The organism is Sulfuricaulis sp., from assembly GCF_024653915.1.
Taxonomy (GTDB): domain Bacteria; phylum Pseudomonadota; class Gammaproteobacteria; order Acidiferrobacterales; family Sulfurifustaceae; genus Sulfuricaulis.
This window is the reverse complement of sequence record NZ_JANLGY010000005.1, coordinates 165,062-187,442: the sequence shown is the minus strand read 5'-3', so window position 1 is coordinate 187,442 and position 22,381 is coordinate 165,062. Positions and strand designations below refer to the sequence as shown.

Below are 22,381 nucleotides of genomic sequence, written 5' to 3'. Positions count from 1 at the left end.
TCAAGCCACGACGATTTCACGGAACATGCCGGCATCCATGTGCAGCAACAGATGACAATGCCAGGCCCAGCGGCCGAGGGCGTCGGCGGTGACGAGGAAGCTCACGCGCTGCGCCGGCTGCACATTGATGGTGTGCTTGCGTACCTGAAAGCGTCCGTCGGGACTCTCCAGCTCGCTCCACATGCCGTGCATGTGCATCGGATGGGTCATCATGGTGTCGTTGACCAGGATCACGCGCAGCTGCTCGCCGTGGCGGAAATGCACCGGCGTGGACCGGCCGAACTCCAGTCCGTCGAACGACCATGAATAGCGCTCCATGTTGCCGGTGAGGTGCAGCTCGATCTCCCGCTCGGCTTTGCGCTTATCGAGCGGACCGCCGATGGTGTGCAGTTCGGCGTAGGTGAGCACGCGCCGGCCGTTGTTGCGCAGGCCGATGCCCGGGTCATCGAGGTTGGTGCGCGGCGTGTCCACGCGCATATCGACGCTGGGACCGTACTCGGACTTGGCATGGCGCACACGTACAGTGCCGGCACCCATGGCCATCCCGCCACCTATGGCGTGCTGGCTGTGATCCATGGCCATGCCACCGTGAGCGGCCGCTCCCGGCGTCCCGCCTCCCGCGGCACTCGCACGTCCCTGTGCAGCGCTGTGATCCATTCCGCCCGTACCGCCGCCCATGTCACCCATCATGTCTCCCATGGTGAGTGGCTCAGGCTTGTCCATGGCCGGCACAGCGGCCGTCATGCCGGCGCGCACGGCCAGGGTGCCGAGGGCATGCCCGGTGCGATCCATGGATTGGGCAAAGATTGTGTACGCGTCGTCTTTGGGTGTGACGATCACATCGTAGGTCTCGGCCACCCCGAGGCGGATTTCATCGACCGTGACCGGATCGACGTTCTGGCCATCGGCCTGCACCACCGTCATCTTGAGGCCAGGGATGCGCACGTCGAAAAACGTCATGGCGCCGGAATTGATGAAACGCAGCCGCACTTTCTCGCCCGGGCGGAACAGGCCGGTCCAGTTACCGGCCGGCGTGACGCCGTTCATGAGATAGGTGTAACTGTAGGCGGATATGTCAGCCAGATCGGTCGGGTTCATGCGCATCTGGTTCCACATGCGCCGCTTCGCCAGCGCGGCCGATACGCCGTCCTGGGACACGTCACGAAAAAACTCAGCCGTCGTCGGCTGGTTGAAATTGTAATAGTCGCTCTGCATCTTTAGCTTGCTGAGCACCCGCATCGGGTGTTCGTCGGTCCAGTCGGACAGCTGCACCACGTACTCGCGATCAGCGTGGATCGGATCCTTGCCGGGCGGATCGATGATGACGGCGCCGTACATGCCGGTCTGCTCCTGCATACCGGAGTGGGAGTGATACCAATAGGTCCCGGACTGCACGACCCTGAAGCGATAGGTGAAGGTCTCGCCGGGCCGAATGCCCGGGAAGCTGATACCCGGCACACCATCCATCTGGAACGGCAGCAGGATGCCGTGCCAGTGTATGGATGTATCCACGGCCAGCCGGTTGGTGACCCGGAGCGTGACGGTATCGCCCTGTCGCCAGCGCAACACGGGTCCCGGAATCGAACCATTGATGGTGGTGGCCATGCGCGGCGTGCCGGTGAAATTGACCGGCGTTTCCGCGATCGTGAGATCGAACTCGGTGCCGGTGAGTACCGGGGCGCTGCCCGTGGCAGTATCGGCCGCGTGCGCCCACTCCGGCTTGAGCCAAGGCGACAGTCCCATCAGAACACCACCCGCGGCGAGACCACGGAGAAACCGCCGACGCGGCAGATTCGGCATGGTCAGAAAATTTCGACGTGTAGACATAACACTCTCCCGCAATGCATGAATTGAAATATTGGGTACGTCGCCTGTGGCGACGCGACGCTCACGGCGTCAGCAACAACGGATAATCAGAGGGAAAGAATACGCGGTGGTCGATCAGGAGACGTGACCAGAAGACGGGGGTGGAGCTCACTCAGAATCGATGATTGCACCGGATGAGGCTGGGCTTCGTCCGGGAGAATCATGGAAACAGCGCCGAAGCATTGTGCGCAGAAAGCACAACATTGGCCGTCGCAGGAATCATGTTGGGTGCAGGGCGTCTGCTTTGCTGTAGCAGTGTCCGACACGTTCCCGTGGTTGCCGTCATGGGTGGCGTGAACAGCATGGGCATCACCGGCCTTGATCATCATGGCAAAAGAAGGCAACGCGGGCGCCCACACCAGCGCTATTGCCAGTAACATGGAAATGACGCGCGAAAATCCTTTCACATGAGACATGGAACTACTTTAACAGAATTCATCGGGGGGTAAAAAGCCGCAAAATTGTCTAGCTTAGTCCGTGGATCAACCGGTTAGTTTCGTCAAGGCCCCAACACTGGTGTGCCATAATGGCGCAAACCTATTCAACCCGACTGTCTGCGATCTTTCCTCAATTCTCATGTTGCGTCTGACAGAAGTGAAACTCGGCCTCAACCACCGCGAGGACGAGCTTAAAGCCGCGATCCTGCGCATGCTGGGAATACCCGAGCCGGAATTGCTGGACTATCGCATGCGCCGGCGCGGCTACGACGCGCGCCAATCCGGTGAGGTCCTGTTCGTCTACACCCTCGATGTCGAGGTCAAAGACGAAGCCGCACTGCTCAAGCGTTTTCATGGCAGCCGACATCTCGCGCGCGCGCCGGATGAAATCTACCGTTACCCGGTACAGGCTCCCACAAATAACAAAATGCGGCCGGTGGTCATCGGCACCGGCCCGTGCGGGATATTCGCCGGGCTGTCGCTCGCGCGCATGGGCTTCAAGCCCATCATCCTCGAACGTGGCAAGAACGTGCGTGAGCGCACCAAAGATGTGTGGGACTTCTGGCGCGAGGGTCGCTTGAACCCGGAATCCAACGTGCAATTCGGCGAGGGCGGCGCCGGCACCTTCTCCGACGGCAAGCTATACACCGGCATCAAGGATCGGGGACATCATATGCGCCAGATCCTCAAGGATTTCGTGGACGCAGGAGCACCAGATGAAATTCTCTACATCAGCAAGCCGCACATTGGTACGCTGCGGTTGGTCAAAGTCGTGGAGAAACTCCGGGAAATGATTATCAAACTCGGGGGCGAAATTCGTTTTGACTCTCACGTCACGGATATCACTATTGGAGACGGCGATGTACAGGGACGTACAAGTGCCGCGGGAGGCAGGATGCCGAGAGCGGCCGCGGTGCACGGGATAACGCTTGTTAACGGCGAAGTTATCGTCACTGACCATGTCATCCTCGCCGTCGGTCACAGCGCACGTGATACCTTTGAAAGGCTCCATAGACGAGGAGTCCATATCGAACCGAAGCCGTTTTCCATCGGCTTTCGCATCGAACACCCACAGCACATGATTGACGTCTGCCGCCTGGGAAAACATGCGGGCAATCCGATTTTAGGTGCGGCCGATTACAATCTTGTCCATCACGGCAAAAACGGCCGTGACGTTTATAGCTTCTGCATGTGCCCGGGTGGACAAGTCGTCGCAGCCAGCTCGGAGGAAGGGCGCGTGGTCACCAACGGCATGAGCCATTACTCGCGCAACGAACGCAACGCCAACGCCGGCATCGTCGTCGGCATCACGCCGGCGGATTTCGGCAGCGACCATCCGCTCGCGGGCATCGCTCTGCAGCGGCAGCTGGAAGAAAAGGCATTTGAATTAGGCGGGATGAATTACAACGCGCCGGCTCAGCTCGTGGGCGATTTCCTTGCTGGCAAGCCTTCGACCGCGCCGGGTTCGGTGATCCCTTCATACACACCGGGCGTCACCTGGACTGACCTGAGCACGGCACTGCCGGATTACGCCATTAGCGCCATACGCGAGGCTATTCCGGTGTTCGAAAAATCCCTCCGGGGCTTCGCCATGCAGGATGCCGTGCTCACCGGGGTCGAGACGCGCACCTCTTCACCGATCCGGATCGCGCGGAAAGATAATTTCGAGAGCGTGAATACCATTGGCTTATATCCCGCCGGCGAAGGCGCGGGCTTTGCCGGCGGGATCATCTCCGCCGCCGTCGATGGGATGAAGGCTGCCGAGGCGGTGGCACATAAAATCGCGCAAACAAAGGTGGAATAGAGAAGCGTACTCCTCTGTATGCTCTAACTCGGTGTGTGCGCCGTCTCTAACTGCCGGTCAGACGCGTGAGCGCTTCGCGGTATTTCTCCGCCGTTTTGGCGATCACTTCCGGCGGCAGCTTGGGTGCCGGTGGCTTCTTGTTCCAGTTGATGCTTTCCAGGTAGTCGCGCACGTATTGCTTGTCGTAGCTCGGCGGGTTGGCACCGGGTTTGTACAAATCCGCGGGCCAGAAGCGCGATGAGTCGGGCGTCAGCACTTCATCGATCAGCGTGAGCGTGCCCTTCTCGTCCAGACCGAACTCAAACTTGGTGTCGGCAATGATGATACCGCGCGTGAGCGCATAGGCGGCGCATTCCTTATAGATGGTGAGGCTCGCGTTTTTCACTTTCTCCGCCATGTCCTTGCCCAGAAGCTCCGCGGCTGTGTCGAAGCTGATGTTCTCATCGTGTTGCCCGATGTCCGCCTTGGTGGACGGTGTGAAGATCGGCTCCGGCAGGCGGTCGGCCTCTTTCAGCCCGGCGGGCAGCTGGATACCGCAAACCGTACCCGAAGTTTTGTATTCCTTCCAGCCGCTGCCGACGATATAACCGCGCACGATCGCCTCCACCGGCAGCGGCTTGAGCTTCTTCACCAGGGTCGCGCGGCCTTCCACCTGCTTGCGCTCAGCGGGATCCTTGAGGATCTTTTCGAGCGGCGTGTCGGTCAGCTGGTTGGGAATGGTCGCGCGCGTGCGCGCGAACCAGAAATTCGACATGGCGGTCAGCAGCGCGCCCTTGCCGGGGATGGGATCGGGCAGCACCACGTCGAAAGCGGACAAGCGATCGGTGGTGACGATGAGCAGATGCTTGTCGTCGACATCGTAAATATCACGCACCTTGCCGCGATTGCGCAGCCGCAGGCTCTTGATGTCAGATTGATATAGCGTTTCCGGCATGATCCACTCCAGACTATGTTGCAATTTCAGATTAATGCTATCGGCTTCGGAAAACCGACTCAATCCCGAAGATTTATTTGTATTTGAGCTTGAAAAACAGAATTGTCAGCGACAATACCAGCGTGATGCTGTTGGACAGAATGAGCGGCAAGGCGCCGAGCTGGATACCGTACAGCAGCCACAGGAACACACCCACGCTGAAAATCGCAAACATGCCCAATGAGATGTCCAGGGTGTGCTTGGATTTCCAGATTTTCACCACCTGGGGAATGAAGGCGACGGTGGTCAGCGCGCCGGCAATCAGGCCCAGGGTGTTGGTGGATTCCATGGTTTTTTCTCCTTACCAGATACCGCTCAAGAGGCTGACGCCATGCGCCCCATGCTTCATGGCGGTGTCGAGCAATTCGCGTTTCATGCCGCCGAGCGCGTAGACCGGCAGCGGATAATTATTCACAAAACCGGCAAACTTTCCCCAACCCATGCCGGCAGCGTCAGGATGGGTCAGTGTCGGCAATACCGGTGACAGCACGACAAAATCGGCCGAAAGCCGGGCCGCCTGCGCCAGCTCGGCGGCGTCGTGGCAGGAAGCGGCCCATATTCGTGTTCCCGGGCGTTGTTTCAAGCGCATCAGATGTTCGCTGGGCAAGTGCACACCATCGGCGCCGCAGCGCCGGGCCAGCGTCTCATCACTATTAATAAGTACCCTGGCATCATACTCGTGGGCCAACGTTACCACGCGGCGTGAGAATGATTCGAGTTGCTCCGGTGGCATTTCGTGCTCTCGCACCTGAATAAGCCGCACGCCTTTTTCGAGCGCGGCTTTCAGCCGTTGCATGAATTCTACCTCGCCGTATTTCCTGGCATTCGTGATCGCGTAAACTGAAGGCAAAGACAACGCGCGCAACACCTTGTCGTTCGCTGGCAGCAAGGGACCGATATTGATCGCCGCAGGATTCTCCCATGACATGCCCTGCCCTTCACGCCCGTGTGGCTGGCCATGCCACGCCAGCACGCGGTAAAAATGTAGCCGTACCCGCTTCTCCGGGTAAGCGTATTCCTGTGTCACCCACGGATACACGCGGTCGAGATCGACGCCGAGTTCTTCGTGCAGCTCGCGCGCCAGCGCCTGGTCGGCGCTTTCGCCGCTCTCGATTTTTCCACCGGGAAATTCCCAGTAACCTTCCCACGGTTTGCCAGCCGGGCGCTGCGCCAGCAGCACACGTCCGTCTTCGCGCTGAATGACGGCAACAGCAACATCGAGCACCTGCCGGAGTTCCGCCACGGCGATCACGACGGCTTCGTTGCCAGTTTCCAGGCGACGGTCCCGCCGGCACGCAACGGCACCAGGGTGTCATCACCGAATTCCAGTTCTTTCGGCACCGACCACGACTCCTTCATCAGCGTGATGCTGTCACGGTTGCGCGGCAGACGGTAATAATCAGCGCCAAAATGACTGGTAAAGGCTTCAAGCTGTTTCAGTGCGCCGGCGGCTTCGAATGCTTCCGCATACAATTCGAGCGCGGCATGCGCCGTATAGATGCCGGCGCAGCCGCAACTCGATTCCTTGGCATGGCGCGCATGTGGCGCGCTGTCGGTGCCAAGAAAGAATTTTGGACTACCGCTGGTGGCCGCCTTGATCAGTGCCAGACGGTGTTCCTCACGCTTCAGCACCGGCAGGCAGTAGTAATGCGGCCGCACTCCGCCCTGGAACATGGCACTGCGGTTGTGTAGCAGGTGATGCACGGTAATGGTGGCCGCCACATTGGCTGGCGCCTGCGCGACAAAATCGACCGCCTGGCGCGTGGTGACATGCTCGAGCACGATGCGAAGTTTCGGAAAGTCACGCACGAGCGGGCCGAGGTGACGTTCGATGAATACCTGCTCGCGGTCGAAAACGTCCACCGTCGGGTCGGTGACTTCGCCGTGCAGCAGCAGCGGCAGGTCGTGCTCTTCCATCGCGGTAAACACCGCGCGGCAGCGGGACAGATCGGTAACGCCGTTCTCCGAGTTGGTGGTGGCGCCGGCCGGATAATATTTGACCGCGTGCACGAACCCGCTTTTTTTCGCGGTGGCGATTTCTTCCGGCGTGGTGCGATCAGTGAGGTAGAGAGTCATGAGCGGCTCGAAACGCGCGCCGGGAGGCAACGCCGCCAGAATGCGTTCGCGGTAAGCCAGCGCCTGGGTAACGGTGGTGACCGGCGCCTTCAGGTTGGGCATGACAATGGCGCGCGCGAAACGCTGCGCCGTGTGCGGTAGCACCGCGCGCAAGGCCGCACCGTCGCGCAAGTGCAGGTGCCAGTCGTCCGGGCGTGTCAGCGTGAGCTGCATCAGAGGCTCTGACAAAAAAGAAAAATCAGACAGGATTTACAGGATTAACAAGATTAGGAATTAAAAAATCAAAAAAAAGATTTCCGGATTTTCGTTTTAATCCTGTAAATCCTGTTAATCCTGTCCATTTCATTTTGTTAGACTGGGTCAAGAGACGTCCGGGAGCTTGGTGGCCTTGATCGCGTCGGCCTGCTTGTTACGGAACTCGGTGAGCTTGCGCGCCAGCACGGCATCTTCGAGCGCAAGCATGGCCACGGCGAACAGCGCCGCGTTGCCCGCACCGGCGTCACCAATCGCGAAGGTCGCCACCGGTATGCCCTTGGGCATTTGTACCGTCGAGAGCAACGAATCCATGCCCTGCAAGTGCTTGCTAGGCATCGGCACACCCAGCACCGGCAGGGTTGTGTGCGCCGCCACCACGCCGGCTAGGTGCGCGGCGCCACCGGCGGCGGCGATGATGCATTTCGTGCCGCGTGTAGGCGCGGCGCGGACGTACTCCGCGACAAGTTCGGGCGTACGATGCGCCGACATCACTTTGGCCTCGCAGCTGACGCCAAAATCTTTAAGCATTTTCACGGCAGTCTGCATCACTTCCCAGTCGCTCTGGGAACCCATGATTACCGCCACACGCGGATTACTGCTCATTCGAATATCTCCTTATTCTTGCTTGTCCACAGCTGTTTGCAGACAGCCATAGAATACCATGCCTCCACTCGCTAGGCAGCGGCAATCGTTTCCAGTGTACGAGAACGCCAATCAAGCACGGCGGTGCGCAGCTGTATCTTGGCGGCGAGCACCGGGTGCCCGGCGCGGATGACCTCCGCGGCGAACTTCAAAGGAAACGCGTGCATTGTACACAATGCCGTGCCGTACAATTCGAGACTTGCTCTTATATTCCTGAAACTATGTACCGTGAGTCAGCGCTCCAACTTTAAGCGCTGGTGCCACTCCGCGATAGATTCCTCCGGGTACTCATCAAACTTCTTGTCGCGCGGGCCGACGAGTACCGGCACCCAGCTTGCCTTCGATCTCAGCGTAGTCACCGGATCCCGAGGCGCAGCTCTTTCGGAGACGGCGGCATATCGAGCAGTAGCAAAGATTCAACGGATACGGGACGGATACGGGTGTAGCGGCTGGACGGTGAATTTAACACTCCCGCAGTGGCGTGATCCCTTGAGTTCCATTGGTAGTCTCCCGGTCTTCGTTCGTCAGAATCTGTAATAAGCCTACACCCCCGAGGCTTGATTTCGCATGGTCGGCGCGACATGCTTTGCTGGCGGAGTACTGAAACCTGTCACGGAGGAGAATCGATACATGGCGCGCGCTGACAAGAAATCACCGTCCCGAACGAAAAAGCCTGTTGTCCGAACCAAATCTGCCCCGCGCGCAGCGCGCGGGGTGGTGGTGCTGGTCGCCACGCGCAAGGGCGCGTGGCTGTTTCACGGCGATGCGAAACGCAAGACCTGGCGCGTCGACGGGCCGCACTTTCTCGGCCAGATCATCAATCACCTCGTGCCCGATCCGCGCGACGGGCGCACGCTGCTGGCGGCGGCGAGCACCGGCCACCTTGGTCCGACCATTTTCCGTTCCACGGATCTCGGGAAAACCTGGAAGGAGGCCACGAAGCCGCCCGCGTTTGCCCAGGCGCCGAACGGCCGCTCGGTGAAACACACGTTCTGGCTTACACCGTGCCATGCGAACGAGCCGAAGGCGTGGTACGCGGGCACGTCGCCGCAGGGTTTGTTCCGCTCCGACGATGGCGGCGACACCTGGGAGCCGTTCTCCATCATCAACGACGACCCCCAGTTCCGTTCCTGGATGGGCAGCGAGCAGGACGGCACGCCGGATGGGCCGAAACTGCACTCGATCATCGTCGACCCGCGCGACCCGGCGCATCTTTATCTCGCCATGTCAGGCGGCGGCGTGCACGAAACATTTGACCGCGGCCGCAGCTTCACGACGCTGGTGAAAGGGCTGAACGTCGTCGAGGGTTTCGATCCCGCTAATATCGCCGTCCACGACCCGCATTGCGTGCAGATGTGCCCGAGCAATCCGGACCGCCTGTATCAACAAAACCACTGCGGCATTTACCGGCTCGACCGGCCGTCGCAGGAGTGGACGCGCATCGGCAAACAAATGCCGAAACAGGTTGGCGATGTCGGCTTTCCCATGGTGGTGCATCCGCGCGATGCCGACACCGCGTGGGTGTTTCCCATGGATGGCACGACTGTGTGGCCACGCACGAGTCCGGAAGGCAAGCCCGCCGCGTACGTGACGCGGAACGCCGGCAAGACCTGGCAACGTCTCGATGCCGGCCTGCCCAAGAATCAGGCGTGGTGGACGGTGAAGCGCCAGTCCATGACCGCGGACGCGCAAAATCCCGTGGGACTGTATTTTGGAACCACGAGCGGGGAGTTGTGGATGAGCCGCGACGAAGGCAAGCGCTGGGAATGCATCGCGCAGCACCTTCCCGAGATTTACGCGGTGGAGGCCGCAGAAATCGGCTGAACCGATGAAAGTGCTGATTCCCACGCCGCTGCTGTCCTACACCAAAGTGCCTGAGGTCGAAGCCAGCGGCGCCACACTCATGGAGCTGCTCGCCGATCTCGACCGTCAATATCCCGGACTGCGATTCCGCGTAATCGACGAGCAGAACAAGATGCGCCCGCACATGCGCTTCTTCGTCAACGGTGAACAGACTTTCAATATCAGGCAGTCGCTGCGACCGACCGATTCCGTGGCGCTGGTACAGGCCTTAAGCGGCGGGTAAAGTCAGCACGCCCATGACCGCCGTCATTTCCATCGCCAAGCTCAACAAGACCTACGCCTCGGGGCTCGTGGCGCTCGCGGACGTCGACCTCGACATCCGCCGGGGCGAGATCTTCGCGCTGCTCGGGCCGAACGGCGCAGGCAAGACCACGCTCATCAGCGTGGTCTGCGGCATCAGTACACCGACCTCGGGCAGTGTGCGCGTCGACGGCCACGATATTCTCAGCGACTACCGCGCGGCGCGCGCCAAGATCGGGTTGGTGCCGCAAGAACTGTATACCGACATGTTCGAGACCCCGTGGGCGACGATGAATTTCAGCCGCGGCCTGTTCGGGCTGCCGCCGAACCCGGCCCATCTCGAACAGGTGCTGCGCGACCTGTCGCTGTGGAACAAGCGCCACGACAAGATCATGACGCTCTCGGGCGGCATGAAGCGGCGCGTGCTGATCGCCAAGGCGCTGGCGCATGAGCCAGAGGTGCTGTTTCTCGACGAGCCGACCGCCGGCGTGGACGTGGAGCTGCGCCGCGACATGTGGGCGCTGGTGCGGCGTCTGCGCGACGGCGGCGTCACCGTTATTCTCACCACGCACTACATCGCCGAGGCCGAGGAAATGGCCGATCGCATCGGCGTGATCAGCAAGGGCAGGCTGATCCTGGTCGAGACCAAGATCGCGCTCATGAAAAAACTCGGCAAGAAACAGCTCACGCTGCACTTGCAGGAACCACTGGCAGAAATCCCGGCGGGCCTGAGCGATTGGGGCCTGACGCTGAACAACGGCGGCAGCGATCTGGAATTCACTTTCGATTCGAGCAAGGAACATACGACCATCCCGTCGTTGTTACGGCGCCTGAGCGAACTGGGCATCGTCTTCAAGGACCTCAACACGCGTGAAAGCTCTCTCGAAGATATCTTCGTCAGCCTGGTATCCGAACGCCAATGAACACCACGACCCAAACCCTGAAATTCAATTACCACGCGATTCTCGCCATTTACAAGTTCGAAATGGCCCGCTTCAAGCGCACCATCTGGCAGAGCTTGGTGACGCCGGTGATCACCACCTCGCTTTACTTCGTCGTATTCGGCGCCGCCATCGGCTCACGCATGGGCGATGTCGACGGCATCCACTACGGCTCCTTCATCGTGCCGGGGTTGATCATGCTGTCGCTGTTCACCGAGAGCGTGAGCAACGCCTCCTTCGGCATCCACATGCCACGGTTCACGGGCACTATCTACGAGATCCTGTCCGCGCCGGTATCGGCGTTCGAGATCGTGCTCGCCTACGTCGGCGCGGCGGCGACCAAATCGATCCTGATCGGGCTGATCATCCTCGCGACCGCGAACCTGTTCGTGCCGATCCATATCATGCACCCGTTCTGGATGGTCGGGTTTCTGCTGCTGGTCGCCGTCACCTTCAGCCTGTTCGGCTTCTGCGTCGGCATCTGGGCCAAGGGCTTCGAACAGCTCCAGTTCGTGCCGATGCTGATCCTCACGCCCCTGACCTTCCTCGGCGGCGTGTTCTATTCGATCGACATGTTGCCGGGAGCTTGGCGCACATTCAGCCTGTTCAACCCGATCGTCTACGTCATCAGCGGTTTCCGCTGGAGTTTCTACGGCAGCGCCGACGTGGGTGTGGGCATCAGCCTGGCAGCGACGTCGATTTTCTTCCTGCTCTGCCTCGGGCTGGTGTGGCTGATCTTCCGGACCGGCTATCGGTTAAAAAGCTGAGTAACCTTCGAACTTCGTTGAACTTCCAGCAAGCAGCTTCACAAGAAATCACGACTTGCAAAGTTATCGATATATGATAACATCAGAACAATGATCGAGAGTTTTGGCAATCGGCTTGCCGAAGATTTGTTCTTTGACAGAGCCTCGAAAGAGGTGCGCCACTTTTCTCCCGAGCTGAAACGGGTCGCACGACGCAAACTGTTGTACCTGCATGATGCCGCCGAACTCATGGACCTGCGAACTCCGCCCGGAAACCGGTTGGAGCCAAAGAAAGGACGACTCGCTGGTTACTACTCGATCCGGATCAACGACCAGTGGCGCATTCTGTTCCGGTGGGAGGGTGGCAACGCCAAAGATGTTCAAGTTGTCGATTATCACTAATCGCGCGCGCAGGAGTCCTTAATCATGAAACAGCCCAAGAATCCGTTTCACCCCGGCGAAATCCTCCTGGAGGAGTTTCTCAATCCCGCGGGCATCACCCAGTTGGCGTTTGCCAAGAAACTGGGCTGGACCCGCGCGCGTCTGAACGAACTCATCAAGGGCAAGCGCGGCATTACGGCCGAAGCGGCGTTGGACCTGGCCAAGGCGTTGGGTACCTCCGCGAAGCTCTGGATGAATTTGCAGGCAACATATGACCTCGATCAAGCCATGAAGCGCCGCAAGGCGGCATAAGCTCAACGGCGAAAAATCGCAGCGCCAAGCTTGCATGCGGAAATTCGTCGTCGTCATCACCCTGCTCTATGTCGCCGCCGTCGCGGCGGCGATGGGTTACCTGTCGGACTGGTTTCGCGAAGGACTGGCGCTCGGGGAATCGGTCATCGCGACGACCCTGGCTCTCAGCGCTATTGCCACCGTGATCGTCGCTGTTATCGCGTACTGGAAAGACAACGAATGGCTCGCCGTGGTACTCGTGGCGATTATTCTCGGTTCAGGCTGGTATGTGGGGAAGACCCATCACAAAGCCTACGGCGAATGGTTCCCGTCTTTCACTTCGGCGGAAGTTGAAACCAGCGGCACCGCGACGCTCAACGCCAATGGCCAGAACCTGACCTACCGCCTGGAGCTGCATAATCCGGGCACCGTCACCCACCGCGAATATCTGGTCGTCACGCGCGGCGGCCAGGAACGCCGCATCCGCCTGCCGGTATTCGACGACGCGCGCAGCGGTTACGTCAGCGCCAAGTCCCCGGGCGACTGGATCGTGCTGCATCCCACCGAGGACGCCGATGTATTCCGCGCGGAAACCGGCCGGTTCCTGTTCGTCCGGAAATCCTTCCGGGTAAATCTGCGAACGGGGGAAGTGGCGGTTCTGGCTTCGAAATCGGAAAGTTAGGACCTGAGACAACAATCGCTCAATCGAGTCTGACCCTATTGATGCTACTTAACAGCAGTCGAACGCTTTACGCCTGAGGTTTTCTGGCCAGAAATCCTGACAAAAATAACGCTAACAAGGTGTAAGTGAGAAACAGGTAAAACCCCGGCTGGAGGGATGTGGCGTTCGTCGTTATGAGCATCAGCTCTTGCTCCTGGCCCGCTGATTTTAATTTACCGAACTCGTGGGTAATAATCTCATTAAACCCGACATAAGCCATAAATATGGCAATCACCATGACATCTGCCATGGACCATTTTCCGGAGTTAAAGACAAAAAACTTAATCACCGGGTTTTTTCTTGCATGGCGATAATTATAATAATGTCCCAATGTGGAGAGTAGTTTTAACACGGGGAATATAATACTGAAGGTCACCAGCAAGGCGCCCACCAATTTCATCTGCATAGCCTTATGCGTGATCATTATCCAAAATACATCCAGAATGCTCTTGCTCTGGAAATATAATACCTGGTTCTCAAAACGGATAGATTGCCCCATCAATTCCAAACTCAACTGCGGGATTGTCGCTTCCATGTCGATCATGGGCGTGGCTACGCCCGCGATCAGCAAAACAATGAGCGACAACATGAGGAGCATGTATTGAGACGGGCACAGGGGTTGCTTGCTAAATCCAAACATCGCGAAAAGCATCACCCCCAGAGTGATTAACAGGAGTGTTTCCTTATCGATCCGGTCCTTCAAAGTTGAAATGTCGCTATCGATCTTGATCCGCGCACTTTCGATATTTTGAGAATTGGTTCTCCAAAGGATGTCGTTCAGTACAGAAGTATCCCGTGTATCGAAGGTTTTGTCAGCATACTGTTGAAGCTGTTCGTTCAGTACACCCTTTATCTGACGTTTGGTTTCCGGTTTTTTTATCTCAAGAATGACGGCATCCGCATATTCAGGAATGCCTTTTTTAATATCATCCGGCTTGATAAAAGTGTCTATAAAGGATTGTGCGGTCCTGCCCTTTAAGGTGTCGGCGTTCCCTTCTCTGATTTTTTTGTCGATCTTGTCAAAGAGCGTATTCAGCAGAGATTCGATATGTTTTTTGAGTACCCGCTCATTTTCCTTAGACAGATGCAGCTTAATGATTTCATCTTCCACAATCGGAATAATTCTTGTTTTCCATTCATCAACACTGAGAAAACCGTATTTGACATTGTTGAGTTCAGCATAATCTTTTTTGTTTTTTTGATTGGCGATTGAATTTGAAATAATTTGCTGACATAAAATAACCAGGGCGATAACGATGATTAGGGACAGGATCGAATTGAGCGGTTTCATCGGACATGTCTTTGTCGTAGCAACCAGAGAAAAAGTTTCGAATTTGTTTCTTTATGGCACCGCTTGAAGATAAAAGTGTTCTGAAAAGGAGCTTATTTTAACTGGCTTCTTATGGCGCTGGGCATTTCCATCTTGTGAAAAAATGGGGTCAGGTCACAGATTTCGCGTATATATGCAGAATCTGTGACCTGACCCCGATTGGTGGGCCCTAACTCTCTTGTTAGCGTGTCCCCAATTATTTCTCCGCCGCGGGTGGCGGTACTACCACGATGGTGTCACCGCCGGTTTTGCCGGTATCGCCGGTGTTACCGGTGTAGCCTTGACTGCCCGTCACACCTTTCGAACCGGTGGCACCTTGCGGACCTGCAGGGCCTGGTACGGTAACGACTGCCGGAGTCGTGTTGACCACGGTGCGTTTTTCGCAGGCGGTCAGGCCGAGCGCGGTGACGAGCGCAATTAAGAGTACTGAATTTTTCATGATGATGCCTTTCATGTGATTGGGGAGTGAGGGGCCATGGACTGTCATGGAGGATCTGGTGTGGCGAGATATCAGCGCTTGATATGATTGTGCAAGAGTAGGGGGATTCGCTGGGGGAGTCCGTGCGCTGTCGAACATTGGAAAATCGGTGGAAAATCGAACGCGAAAACCGGCTCAGAGAGCAATTAACTCTAAATATTAGAAACAATCCCTCTCTGACCCAGTTTTTGCATCGCGAATACCTGATCGTCACGCGCGGCGGCCAGGAACGCCGCATCCGCCTCCCCGTATTCGACGACGCGCGCAGCGGTTACGTCAGCGCCAAGTCCCCGAGCGACTGGATCGTGTTGCATCCCACCGCGGATGCCGATGTATACCGCGCGGAAACCAGTCGATTCCTGTTCGTGCGGAAATCCTTCCGGGTCAATCTGCGAACGGGGGAAGTGACGGTTCTGGCTGTGAAATCGGAAAGTTAGGGTCTGAGACAACAATCGCTCAATCGAGCCTGACCCTATTGGTCTGCTCGTGTTACCGCCTCATCTTCCGGTCCCTAGATGCCAAGCCCCTTCTTGAGCACCTGGTCGCGGGATAACCAAAGCATGAGAGCCTCCTGTTTCGGCCCCACCTGATCGTTCACGGCCACGACACCCGCTGGGCGTATCCAGCCGACGATGTTGTTCCCGTACGAATCCCGATTCGCTCCGAACACCCGGTGATCACCAAAGCGCTTCTCCAGCAAGGAAAAAATCTCTGGATGATTTTCGGGCGCAAAGGACACTCGCACGACGGATAAATGCCCGTCACGGAAGAAAAACGCGATGATACGCGCTTCAACCGTATTGAAATCGGAAATCGGCGCCCAACAGACATGATTACCGAGCGGGCCATACTCGGGAGTGCAGGTATAATGCAGATGGTGCCATGAATCCTGGATCTGCGCCGGGGTCGCTTCCTGGTTCAGCTGATCGAAATCCAGAACGACCGCTTTCGCTCTCAGCCTGTCGACGATGCTTTCACCGGGAGTCGCGTAGTTGTACTGGAGAATGACACCCAGTATTCCAACCAACACCACCAGAAACGCTACTTTGCGCATATTCTGTTTCTCGTTCGCTGCACGGCTGCCATTGTTTTTGCTTTCAGACTTCCCAAACTTTAACGGACACTATTAGCGGAGAAGTATTAATGATCCACGAATATCAGCTTGCTGGTATCAAAACCCAAGGCATTCGCCTTGGCAATAAGTTTGTCTTTGACGTCCGGTTTCATTTCCGGGGTGCGGGACAGAATCCATAAATAGGATTTGTCGGGGCCGGACACCAGCGCGTATTGATAATGCTCGTGGTCGAGCTCGAACACGACATAGGACCCGTAAAACAACCAGAAGAAGGAAACCTTCAGATAACCCTTGTCGGCACCTTCCACGAAATAGGCCTTGCCCTCGGCTTCTTTCCATTCCTTGTCTTCCGCGGAATAGCCGCGGTTCAGCACCCGCACGCCGCCATCGTCGCGCAGGCTGTACTCGGCCGTTATCCGGCTGAGGCCGCGTTCGAAACGATGATCCCGCCGCGCGATTTCGTACCACTTGCCGAGGTAGCGGTCGAGTTTGAAATTCCCGACGGGCTGGACGCCTTTGGGGATGCCGACGCAGGCGGTGAGGAGCAAGGTGAGAACCATGAATAATTTTTTCATTACTGAGCTGACTCCGATCAAGAGGCTGCCTCAAAATTATTTCCCCCTCCCCTCGCGGGAGGGGGTTAGGGGGAGGGGGAAATGAGGTTTGGCACGACACCGAATTTTCCGGTGGAATTTCTCACCCCCACCCTGTTTCCCACCCAGGGCGCGCCGATCCGCGGCGCACCCCCCGTCAAGGGGGAGGGAACCAATTTTTGGGATAAGTCCTATTTCTTCGCCTTGTCCCCGCCCTTGTCGTGCTTGGCCTTGAAGGGGTAAGCACTGCCCGTGTAACCCTTGACCGGGATGTAGAGCGACAGCACCATGGTCGCGGCCAGCACGACGACCGTGGCCACCAGTGACCAGGCCACCGGGACATGATAAATGTCGACCAGCAGCATCTTGCCGCCGATCAGGATCAGCACAATCGCCAGGCCGTAGCTGAGCAGATGAAATTTCTCGTGCATGCCGGCGAGCAGGAAGTACATCGCGCGCAGGCCGAGGATGGCGAAGACATTCGATGTCAGGACGATGAACGGGTCGGTGGTGATCGCGAAAATCGCCGGGATGGAATCCACGGCGAACACGACATCGACAATCCCGATCAGCAGGATCACCACGAACAGCGGCGTGGCCACTCTGGCGCCGTCGAGGCGTGTGAAGAACTTCTCGCCGTCCAGGTCCGGCGATATGCGCATGTGACGGCGGATCCACTTCAGCGCCGGGTTCGATTCCAGATCCGGCTCTTGCCCGGCGGCCCACCACATCTTGATGCCGGTGAACACCAGGAACGCGCCGAACAGGTACAGCACCCAGTCAAAGCGTGCGATCAGCCAGGCGCCGCCGAAGATCATGAGCGCGCGCAATACCAGCGCACCGAGGATGCCGACCATCAGCACGCGCTTCTGGAATTCCCCCGGCACCGCGAAATAGGTGAACACCAGCAGGAACACGAAGATGTTGTCCACCGCCAGCGCCTTCTCGACGAGGTAGCCGGTGACGAACTCAAGCGCCTTGACGTTGGCCATGCCACGCGCTGCTTCGTCGCCGCCCAGGCCGCCGAGGTACCACCACAGCAGGCCGACGAACACGAACGACACCGCGACCCAGATCAGCGACCATACCGCGGCCTCGCCCATCGAGACCTTGTGCGCGCCCTGCTTGTTCATGGCGAGGAAATCGACCAGCAGCGCCACGACCACGAAGGCCGCGAACAGCATCCACATCAGCGGTGTGCCGATACTCATCATGTTAAGGAGTCCGTTAGTTAGAAAGGGTTCAGCCGGCGATTCGTGCGCGGATCATACCGGCAGGCTCGGCACGTTTGCGCCGACATCCGCCTTTGAAGCGAATGTGGCTTCGATTTCTTGTCGATACAACGCAATTAAACCGTCCGCATCAACTTTTCCCCAAATCAGCCAATGAACCAATTCATCGATGATCTTGAGCGCATCATCGCTGAGTTTGAACTCGGATAGTTTGTACGAATTGTTGAGCGCGCCGATCGGCTGCAGGTGATCCAGCCGGAGAATCGACTCGTCGGGACCGCCACCAATCGGCAGGCGATCCCAAACGAATTGAGGATATTCGCAATGCCGGACGCGTTCGACGAAATCGGGCTGATAACCCGCGCGCCGACTATCTTTGTCCACGCCATAATAAGGCGCCACCAATACCGTGGGTGAGGTGGAATTCTTCGGCATTCCCCCGGTCAGCGCCTGGTCTACCGCTGGATTAGTGGAACCAATGACCAGACAGGGTCGCTTCTTGGCCCGATAGGCTGCCCAAACCTCCCCGTCTGAATGCGGCATGGCAGCGACGGGCAGATCGGTTTTCCCGGGCGGCTGATTGACGCTGAGGGGGACCACTCGAAGGATGGCGCTGTCATGCCGACTGGCGTCCGTTCGTCCTACTGGCTCCAGCGCATAAGGAACCTGGTCCACGTGGGGCGCGAAGGCAATGATCAACGCACCCCGACAGAGTTTTTTCTCATTGTTCTTGGTCCACCAATTGGCGGATCCAATAATCGATTGAATGCAGTCGTCAGGAAACATTGCCGCCCTTTCTGGTAGATGATTGCCATACTTCGTCCGAAAATTCGGCTGTTTTTTCGCCAGGTGTTAATGGCTGTCCAGCAAGAACGTCAAGCCAGGCGATACCCTCTTCGTAAGCCTTGTCGACCCGGGGATTTTTTACCAGGGGTACCAGCCTGAGCGCTTTTGGTTTGCGGCTTTTTTGTTTCTCTTGCAGCGCCTGCATCCTTTCTTTTAATTTTTTCTTTCTCTTCTCGGAGAGGTTGTCCATCATCAAAGGTCGCGCTTCAGGCTCTGCGCTTGGCGCCTCTTCTACCGCCAGGGAAAAGTCCAGAGGCTCATTCGGTGCGGCCGACAGCATCGGCTTGGTGCTATAGACGTGATCCAGCAGGCCGGGTATATCCTGTCCAAACCGGTCGACAAAACGCTTCATGTACAGAGTGATATCGGTTGGAAGTTTCCATTCCCTTTCCTGTAATAATCGGTCTTCTCTCAAGGACCAACGCATCGAATCGTCCTTGTCCCCGGTTTTGCCGGGGAGTGTTTTTTTGACTGCGCCAATTTCGGTGAGCGCCGGCTCGATACGTTCGTGCACCTCTTGGGACCAGGGGCCGAACTTGTCGAACTGCCAAGGGGCGTTGGTAAAGATTTTTCCCTGATTGCGCCGAGCATAGACCAGGTCGGCCAGATAAACATACTTGATCAGGTGAATCGGGCCGAGCTGACGGTCGGCTTGCTTGTCTTTCGCCCCGGCGAGCAGCAGGACGTACTGAAGGAGTAAATCGACATGGCCGGATTCGAATGGCATTGCTAGGGTCGGAAATCTCGAGTGGTCGTCTGGTCAGACGAGGCGGCAAAATTATAACCAATTAAAAGGGGAGGCGTGATTTTTCTTTAATTATTGCGTTTCTTGCCCCACATCCTGTATGCCCAGTCACACACCCAGGCAGCAGCGAAACACACCCACGCCGTGAGCAGTACGTGCGAAAGAAAGTGCGCGCCGCGCGCGAGCTGGGTCAGGCCGGTCAGAAAACCAAGTGCCAGAGCGAACACCAGCGCGAAACGCGCCTTCGTGCGATCGACGCCGCGCAGGGCGATCCAGGCAGTGAGCCAGACGAATCCGGACGCGGCATGCCCGCTCGGGGCGCAACGACCTGAGCCGGGATTCAGAGGCACGGCATCGAAGAAGCGGAAATAATCGGCGGTTCCGCCAAACAGGCTTAATTCCCACGGGCAGCTGTGCGCGGAAAGCGCGCGCAGGGATGAAACGGAAAGTGAGGCCAGCAGCGCCACCAGCAGCGTGAACCCGATGGCCCGGCGCAATGGCTGCCGGGATCGGTGACCCCGGAGAGTGATCCAGTACGCCAGCAACGCGAACCATGCCGCCACGCTCAGGTACTTGAGCCCGGTATGCATGATCACCGCCCAGAAGGCCGCGTCGCGCAGGGGAAAACCACGCGTGGCGGGATCATAGAAAAGACCGGTCAGGGCATGGTCTAGCGGGGTGTAGCGGGCAAGCAAAAAAATCAGCGCCAACGCACCCGCCAACCACCACAGTTCACGAAGGTTATTGGGAACAGGGTTGGACAGACGCGTGCCGGCTGGCTGCACGTCAGTAGCCCGGCGCCTTGAGTTTGTCGCGCTTGAAAGCCAGGGAGGCCGTCTGGTAGTAGGCGATGGCCTCGTCGCGCAACGTCTCGCTGATCGGCGCGGGCGTGGCTTCGAAGGTCTTCGGATCGATTCGGTAACTTTCTATTTTGCGCTTGGGTTTGAGCACGGTGAGGATGTCGTGCTTGTAATAACCGAGCGATTGATAATTGCTGATGAACGCGCGTTCTCCCGTCAACGTCTGCTCGTGAACCGGGTTGCCGAAATAATGATCGTCGCCTTCCACTCCGAGCATGGCAAAAAGAGTGGGCGGCACGTCGATCTGCGAAACCATTCGTGAAAAGCGGCTCGGTTTGACGATCTTGGGACCGTAGAGAATGAGCGGGATATGGTATTTCGCCACCGGCAGCTCAGTCTTGCCGGAGACCGAGGCGCAGTGATCGGCGATGATCACGAACAGCGTGTCGTCAAACCAGGGATGCCGGCGCGCCTGCGCGATGAACTGGCCGATGGCGTAGTCCGTGTACTTGACTCCGCCCTCGCGCCCGCCGGGCGAGGGAATATCGATACGCCCGTCCGGGTAGGTATAGGGGCGGTGATTGGAGGTCGTCATTATGTGCATGAAAAAACGCTTGCCGTTACTTCCGGTCTTGTCGAGCAGGGGCAAAGCATTGTTGAACAGGACTTCGTCGGCCACACCCCAGACGTTCTCGAAAATTACCGACTCCTTGGGGAAGTCCGTGCGGTCGTGGGTGATGTAGTCATTGCCGGCGAAATAAGCATTCATGTTATCGAAGTAGCCGTAACCGCCATACACGAAAGAAGTCGTGAAACCCAGATGCTCGAGCATTTCGCCGATCGTGGTGAGATGCTCGTTGTGGGGCCGGCGCACGATGGCCTGCCCCGGCACCGGCGGCGTGCCCAGCGACAGCGCCTCCAGCCCGCGCACCGTGCGGGTACCCGTGGCCAGCACGCGGTCGAACTGCACGCCTTGGCGCGCCAGGTCGTCAAGGCGTGGCGTCAGGCCCTGTTTCGAGCCGTAACTGCCGAGATATTCCGCGGACAGGCTCTCGACCGTGATCAACACGATATGGCGCGGCCGGCGAAGGAGAAAATCGGGGGTAGGTTCCAGTGCCTCGGGAACCGTGTGGCGTTTTTTGAGCAGGACCGAAAGCGGTACGCGCTCGACACCGAGGTCATGCAGGATACGGTCCGCTTTATCCTGCGGCATCGTGACATACCAGCGCTCGTAATCGAGTACATTGCGCCGAAACGCGGCCATGAAAGTAAACAGGCCGTTCCCGGAAAGCTCCTCAACGTAATTGTTGCCGTGGCCATACATCTGGTCGACGTTGGCGAGCAGGCCGCTGGCAAACGGCAGAAGTACGGCGGCCAACAGCAGGCGGCGGCGTGCACCGCGTGCGAGGCGCACGCCGAACGCACGCGCCAGCGGGCCGCGCAGCGCCCAGGTCAACAGGGCGGCCAGCCCCGCCACAGCCAGCAGCAACAGCGATACTGGATAAGACTCGCGGATATTGCCGATGACCTCGCGCGTGTACACGAGATAATCCACGGCAATGAAATTGAAGCGCGTTTCAAACTCGATCCAGAACAGCAGTTCGGCCAGGGCGTTGAACAACAGCGCCGCCGTCACGAACCAGAACACCCCGTAGCGCACCCAGCGCTGCCAGCCTGACGGTCGCCAGCGGTTTCCGAACGCGGCTTCGTACAACAGAAACGGCACCAGCAGATAACACAGGGTGGCGACATCGAACCACAGCCCGAAGAAGAGGAAACGCGGCCAGCCAGACAGCGGGACGCTGTCCATGCCCGTATAGAGCGCCAGTACGATCCGGGTCGCGGTGAAAATTCCGAGCGCGACCAGCATCAGCAACGCGACGAACAACAGCAGCCCCTTCTCAGCCAACCTCGAAGGCGATTCGTGCAGGCTTCCTTGCGTCATCCTGTTGACTCCAAAACAGCGGTCAGCGACGCCAAATAGCGATCAGTAGAAACACAATTATCCACGAATGGAGGAAACCCGGGAAGGGAATCAGGCCCGGC

At 58.1% G+C, this 22,381-nt stretch carries 27 protein-coding genes; 9 read left to right on the top strand and 18 right to left on the bottom strand.

Annotated features, from left to right (window positions below; genetic code table 11):
* Complete coding sequence (locus tag NUV55_RS03280) at positions 1-1,827, bottom strand: copper resistance system multicopper oxidase (RefSeq protein ID WP_296670361.1); 1,827 nt, start codon at positions 1,825-1,827, stop codon at positions 1-3.
* Between the two features lie 86 nt (positions 1,828-1,913).
* Positions 1,914-2,282 (bottom strand): hypothetical protein, encoded by a 369-nt coding sequence (locus NUV55_RS03275; RefSeq protein ID WP_296670359.1) that lies wholly within the window; start codon positions 2,280-2,282, stop codon positions 1,914-1,916.
* 160 nt (positions 2,283-2,442) lie between these two features.
* Between NUV55_RS03275 and NUV55_RS03270 the strand changes: the two genes are divergently transcribed.
* Positions 2,443-4,107 (top strand): NAD(P)/FAD-dependent oxidoreductase, encoded by a 1,665-nt coding sequence (locus NUV55_RS03270; protein WP_296670357.1) that lies wholly within the window; start codon positions 2,443-2,445, stop codon positions 4,105-4,107.
* A 46-nt stretch (positions 4,108-4,153) separates the two neighbouring features.
* On the opposite strand, the gene NUV55_RS03265 is transcribed toward NUV55_RS03270, so the two are convergent.
* The 7 genes from NUV55_RS03265 to NUV55_RS03235 all read right to left on the bottom strand — a co-directional run bounded on the left by NUV55_RS03265 (position 4,154) and on the right by NUV55_RS03235 (position 8,412).
* A complete protein-coding gene (locus NUV55_RS03265) occupies positions 4,154-5,041 on the bottom strand; it encodes a phosphoribosylaminoimidazolesuccinocarboxamide synthase (RefSeq protein ID WP_296670356.1) in 888 nt (295 codons plus the stop codon).
* Positions 5,042-5,114: 73 nt separating this feature from the next.
* Positions 5,115-5,369, bottom strand: coding sequence for a SemiSWEET transporter (locus tag NUV55_RS03260; protein WP_296670354.1), 255 nt, complete (start codon positions 5,367-5,369; stop codon positions 5,115-5,117).
* Between the two features lie 12 nt (positions 5,370-5,381).
* Positions 5,382-6,332 (bottom strand): Nudix family hydrolase, encoded by a 951-nt coding sequence (locus NUV55_RS03255; protein ID WP_296670353.1) that lies wholly within the window; start codon positions 6,330-6,332, stop codon positions 5,382-5,384.
* Positions 6,329-7,372 carry a dihydroorotase gene (gene pyrC, locus NUV55_RS03250; protein ID WP_367280338.1) on the bottom strand — a complete coding sequence of 348 codons (1,044 nt, stop codon included), beginning with the start codon at positions 7,370-7,372 and terminating at the stop codon, positions 6,329-6,331. The genes NUV55_RS03255 and pyrC overlap by 4 nt, the downstream gene beginning before the upstream one ends.
* A gap of 144 nt (positions 7,373-7,516) precedes the next feature.
* Positions 7,517-8,014 carry a 5-(carboxyamino)imidazole ribonucleotide mutase gene (gene purE / locus NUV55_RS03245; RefSeq protein ID WP_296670350.1) on the bottom strand — a complete coding sequence of 166 codons (498 nt, stop codon included), beginning with the start codon at positions 8,012-8,014 and terminating at the stop codon, positions 7,517-7,519.
* Between the two features lie 71 nt (positions 8,015-8,085).
* The gene (locus NUV55_RS03240; protein WP_296670348.1) at positions 8,086-8,220 is read right to left on the bottom strand and encodes a hypothetical protein; all 135 of its coding nucleotides are present in this window, start codon (positions 8,218-8,220) and stop codon (positions 8,086-8,088) included.
* 66 nt (positions 8,221-8,286) lie between these two features.
* A complete protein-coding gene (locus NUV55_RS03235; RefSeq protein WP_296670346.1) occupies positions 8,287-8,412 on the bottom strand; it encodes a hypothetical protein in 126 nt (41 codons plus the stop codon).
* A 271-nt stretch (positions 8,413-8,683) separates the two neighbouring features.
* Between NUV55_RS03235 and NUV55_RS03230 the strand changes: the two genes are divergently transcribed.
* The 7 genes from NUV55_RS03230 to NUV55_RS03200 all read left to right on the top strand — a co-directional run bounded on the left by NUV55_RS03230 (position 8,684) and on the right by NUV55_RS03200 (position 13,197).
* Complete coding sequence (locus NUV55_RS03230; protein WP_296670345.1) at positions 8,684-9,877, top strand: hypothetical protein; 1,194 nt, start codon at positions 8,684-8,686, stop codon at positions 9,875-9,877.
* Positions 9,878-9,881: 4 nt separating this feature from the next.
* Positions 9,882-10,139, top strand: coding sequence for a MoaD/ThiS family protein (locus NUV55_RS03225; protein WP_296670343.1), 258 nt, complete (start codon positions 9,882-9,884; stop codon positions 10,137-10,139).
* A gap of 13 nt (positions 10,140-10,152) precedes the next feature.
* The gene (locus NUV55_RS03220; RefSeq protein WP_296670341.1) at positions 10,153-11,079 is read left to right on the top strand and encodes an ABC transporter ATP-binding protein; all 927 of its coding nucleotides are present in this window, start codon (positions 10,153-10,155) and stop codon (positions 11,077-11,079) included.
* Positions 11,076-11,864 (top strand): ABC transporter permease, encoded by a 789-nt coding sequence (locus NUV55_RS03215; RefSeq protein ID WP_296670339.1) that lies wholly within the window; start codon positions 11,076-11,078, stop codon positions 11,862-11,864. Before NUV55_RS03220 ends, NUV55_RS03215 begins: the two co-directional genes overlap by 4 nt.
* Positions 11,865-11,954: 90 nt before the next feature.
* Positions 11,955-12,245 (top strand): type II toxin-antitoxin system RelE/ParE family toxin, encoded by a 291-nt coding sequence (locus NUV55_RS03210; RefSeq protein ID WP_296670338.1) that lies wholly within the window; start codon positions 11,955-11,957, stop codon positions 12,243-12,245.
* A gap of 24 nt (positions 12,246-12,269) precedes the next feature.
* The gene (locus tag NUV55_RS03205; RefSeq protein WP_296670336.1) at positions 12,270-12,536 is read left to right on the top strand and encodes a HigA family addiction module antitoxin; all 267 of its coding nucleotides are present in this window, start codon (positions 12,270-12,272) and stop codon (positions 12,534-12,536) included.
* Between the two features lie 34 nt (positions 12,537-12,570).
* Complete coding sequence (locus NUV55_RS03200; RefSeq protein WP_296670334.1) at positions 12,571-13,197, top strand: hypothetical protein; 627 nt, start codon at positions 12,571-12,573, stop codon at positions 13,195-13,197.
* 67 nt (positions 13,198-13,264) lie between these two features.
* Here the strand turns inward: NUV55_RS03200 and NUV55_RS03195 are convergent, their stop codons facing one another.
* Together NUV55_RS03195 and NUV55_RS03190 are read right to left on the bottom strand one after the other, a co-directional pair.
* The gene (locus NUV55_RS03195; RefSeq protein WP_296670333.1) at positions 13,265-14,527 is read right to left on the bottom strand and encodes a paraquat-inducible protein A; all 1,263 of its coding nucleotides are present in this window, start codon (positions 14,525-14,527) and stop codon (positions 13,265-13,267) included.
* Between the two features lie 235 nt (positions 14,528-14,762).
* Entirely contained in the window at positions 14,763-15,005 is a 243-nt protein-coding gene (locus NUV55_RS03190; RefSeq protein WP_296670331.1) for a hypothetical protein, read from the bottom strand.
* Positions 15,006-15,232: 227 nt separating this feature from the next.
* Here NUV55_RS03190 and NUV55_RS03185 point away from each other — a divergent pair, with 227 nt between their 5' ends.
* On the top strand, positions 15,233-15,481 hold the full coding sequence (locus NUV55_RS03185; protein ID WP_296670329.1) for a hypothetical protein: 249 nt from the start codon (positions 15,233-15,235) through the stop codon (positions 15,479-15,481).
* A 74-nt stretch (positions 15,482-15,555) separates the two neighbouring features.
* Here NUV55_RS03185 and NUV55_RS03180 read toward each other — a convergent pair whose 3' ends face one another.
* The 7 genes from NUV55_RS03180 to NUV55_RS03150 form a co-directional block, all read right to left on the bottom strand.
* Positions 15,556-16,098: a hypothetical protein gene (locus NUV55_RS03180; protein ID WP_296670328.1), complete on the bottom strand. Its 543-nt coding sequence runs from the start codon at positions 16,096-16,098 to the stop codon at positions 15,556-15,558.
* An 86-nt stretch (positions 16,099-16,184) separates the two neighbouring features.
* Positions 16,185-16,694, bottom strand: a complete 510-nt coding sequence (locus tag NUV55_RS03175; protein ID WP_296670326.1) for a lipocalin family protein — start codon at positions 16,692-16,694, stop codon at positions 16,185-16,187.
* A gap of 209 nt (positions 16,695-16,903) precedes the next feature.
* A complete protein-coding gene (locus NUV55_RS03170) occupies positions 16,904-17,926 on the bottom strand; it encodes a TerC family protein (RefSeq protein ID WP_296670325.1) in 1,023 nt (340 codons plus the stop codon).
* Between the two features lie 51 nt (positions 17,927-17,977).
* Positions 17,978-18,730, bottom strand: a complete 753-nt coding sequence (locus NUV55_RS03165) for a hypothetical protein (RefSeq protein ID WP_296670323.1) — start codon at positions 18,728-18,730, stop codon at positions 17,978-17,980.
* On the bottom strand, positions 18,720-19,517 hold the full coding sequence (locus NUV55_RS03160) for a hypothetical protein (protein WP_296670321.1): 798 nt from the start codon (positions 19,515-19,517) through the stop codon (positions 18,720-18,722). Before NUV55_RS03160 ends, NUV55_RS03165 begins: the two co-directional genes overlap by 11 nt.
* Positions 19,518-19,603: 86 nt before the next feature.
* The gene (locus NUV55_RS03155; protein WP_296670320.1) at positions 19,604-20,320 is read right to left on the bottom strand and encodes a phosphatase PAP2 family protein; all 717 of its coding nucleotides are present in this window, start codon (positions 20,318-20,320) and stop codon (positions 19,604-19,606) included.
* Position 20,321: 1 nt separating this feature from the next.
* Positions 20,322-22,280, bottom strand: a complete 1,959-nt coding sequence (locus NUV55_RS03150) for an LTA synthase family protein (RefSeq protein WP_296670319.1) — start codon at positions 22,278-22,280, stop codon at positions 20,322-20,324.
* Between the last annotated feature and the right edge of the window lie 101 nt (positions 22,281-22,381).

Coding starts and splice junctions, on each gene's coding strand:
- NUV55_RS03160 (WP_296670321.1), bottom strand. CDS start 19,517: ATGCCATTCGAATCCGGCCATGTCGATTTACTCCTTCAGTACGTCCTG.
- NUV55_RS03215 (WP_296670339.1), top strand. CDS start 11,076: ATGAACACCACGACCCAAACCCTGAAATTCAATTACCACGCGATTCTC.
- NUV55_RS03165 (WP_296670323.1), bottom strand. CDS start 18,730: ATGTTTCCTGACGACTGCATTCAATCGATTATTGGATCCGCCAATTGG.
- NUV55_RS03265 (WP_296670356.1), bottom strand. CDS start 5,041: ATGCCGGAAACGCTATATCAATCTGACATCAAGAGCCTGCGGCTGCGC.
- NUV55_RS03180 (WP_296670328.1), bottom strand. CDS start 16,098: ATGCGCAAAGTAGCGTTTCTGGTGGTGTTGGTTGGAATACTGGGTGTC.
- NUV55_RS03220 (WP_296670341.1), top strand. CDS start 10,153: ATGACCGCCGTCATTTCCATCGCCAAGCTCAACAAGACCTACGCCTCG.
- NUV55_RS03210 (WP_296670338.1), top strand. CDS start 11,955: ATGATCGAGAGTTTTGGCAATCGGCTTGCCGAAGATTTGTTCTTTGAC.
- NUV55_RS03230 (WP_296670345.1), top strand. CDS start 8,684: ATGGCGCGCGCTGACAAGAAATCACCGTCCCGAACGAAAAAGCCTGTT.
- NUV55_RS03195 (WP_296670333.1), bottom strand. CDS start 14,527: ATGAAACCGCTCAATTCGATCCTGTCCCTAATCATCGTTATCGCCCTG.
- NUV55_RS03280 (WP_296670361.1), bottom strand. CDS start 1,827: ATGTCTACACGTCGAAATTTTCTGACCATGCCGAATCTGCCGCGTCGG.
- NUV55_RS03175 (WP_296670326.1), bottom strand. CDS start 16,694: ATGAAAAAATTATTCATGGTTCTCACCTTGCTCCTCACCGCCTGCGTC.
- NUV55_RS03150 (WP_296670319.1), bottom strand. CDS start 22,280: ATGACGCAAGGAAGCCTGCACGAATCGCCTTCGAGGTTGGCTGAGAAG.
- NUV55_RS03190 (WP_296670331.1), bottom strand. CDS start 15,005: ATGAAAAATTCAGTACTCTTAATTGCGCTCGTCACCGCGCTCGGCCTG.
- NUV55_RS03205 (WP_296670336.1), top strand. CDS start 12,270: ATGAAACAGCCCAAGAATCCGTTTCACCCCGGCGAAATCCTCCTGGAG.
- NUV55_RS03270 (WP_296670357.1), top strand. CDS start 2,443: ATGTTGCGTCTGACAGAAGTGAAACTCGGCCTCAACCACCGCGAGGAC.
- NUV55_RS03275 (WP_296670359.1), bottom strand. CDS start 2,282: ATGTCTCATGTGAAAGGATTTTCGCGCGTCATTTCCATGTTACTGGCA.
- NUV55_RS03260 (WP_296670354.1), bottom strand. CDS start 5,369: ATGGAATCCACCAACACCCTGGGCCTGATTGCCGGCGCGCTGACCACC.
- NUV55_RS03240 (WP_296670348.1), bottom strand. CDS start 8,220: ATGCACGCGTTTCCTTTGAAGTTCGCCGCGGAGGTCATCCGCGCCGGG.
- NUV55_RS03200 (WP_296670334.1), top strand. CDS start 12,571: ATGCGGAAATTCGTCGTCGTCATCACCCTGCTCTATGTCGCCGCCGTC.
- NUV55_RS03170 (WP_296670325.1), bottom strand. CDS start 17,926: ATGATGAGTATCGGCACACCGCTGATGTGGATGCTGTTCGCGGCCTTC.
- NUV55_RS03225 (WP_296670343.1), top strand. CDS start 9,882: ATGAAAGTGCTGATTCCCACGCCGCTGCTGTCCTACACCAAAGTGCCT.
- purE (WP_296670350.1), bottom strand. CDS start 8,014: ATGAGCAGTAATCCGCGTGTGGCGGTAATCATGGGTTCCCAGAGCGAC.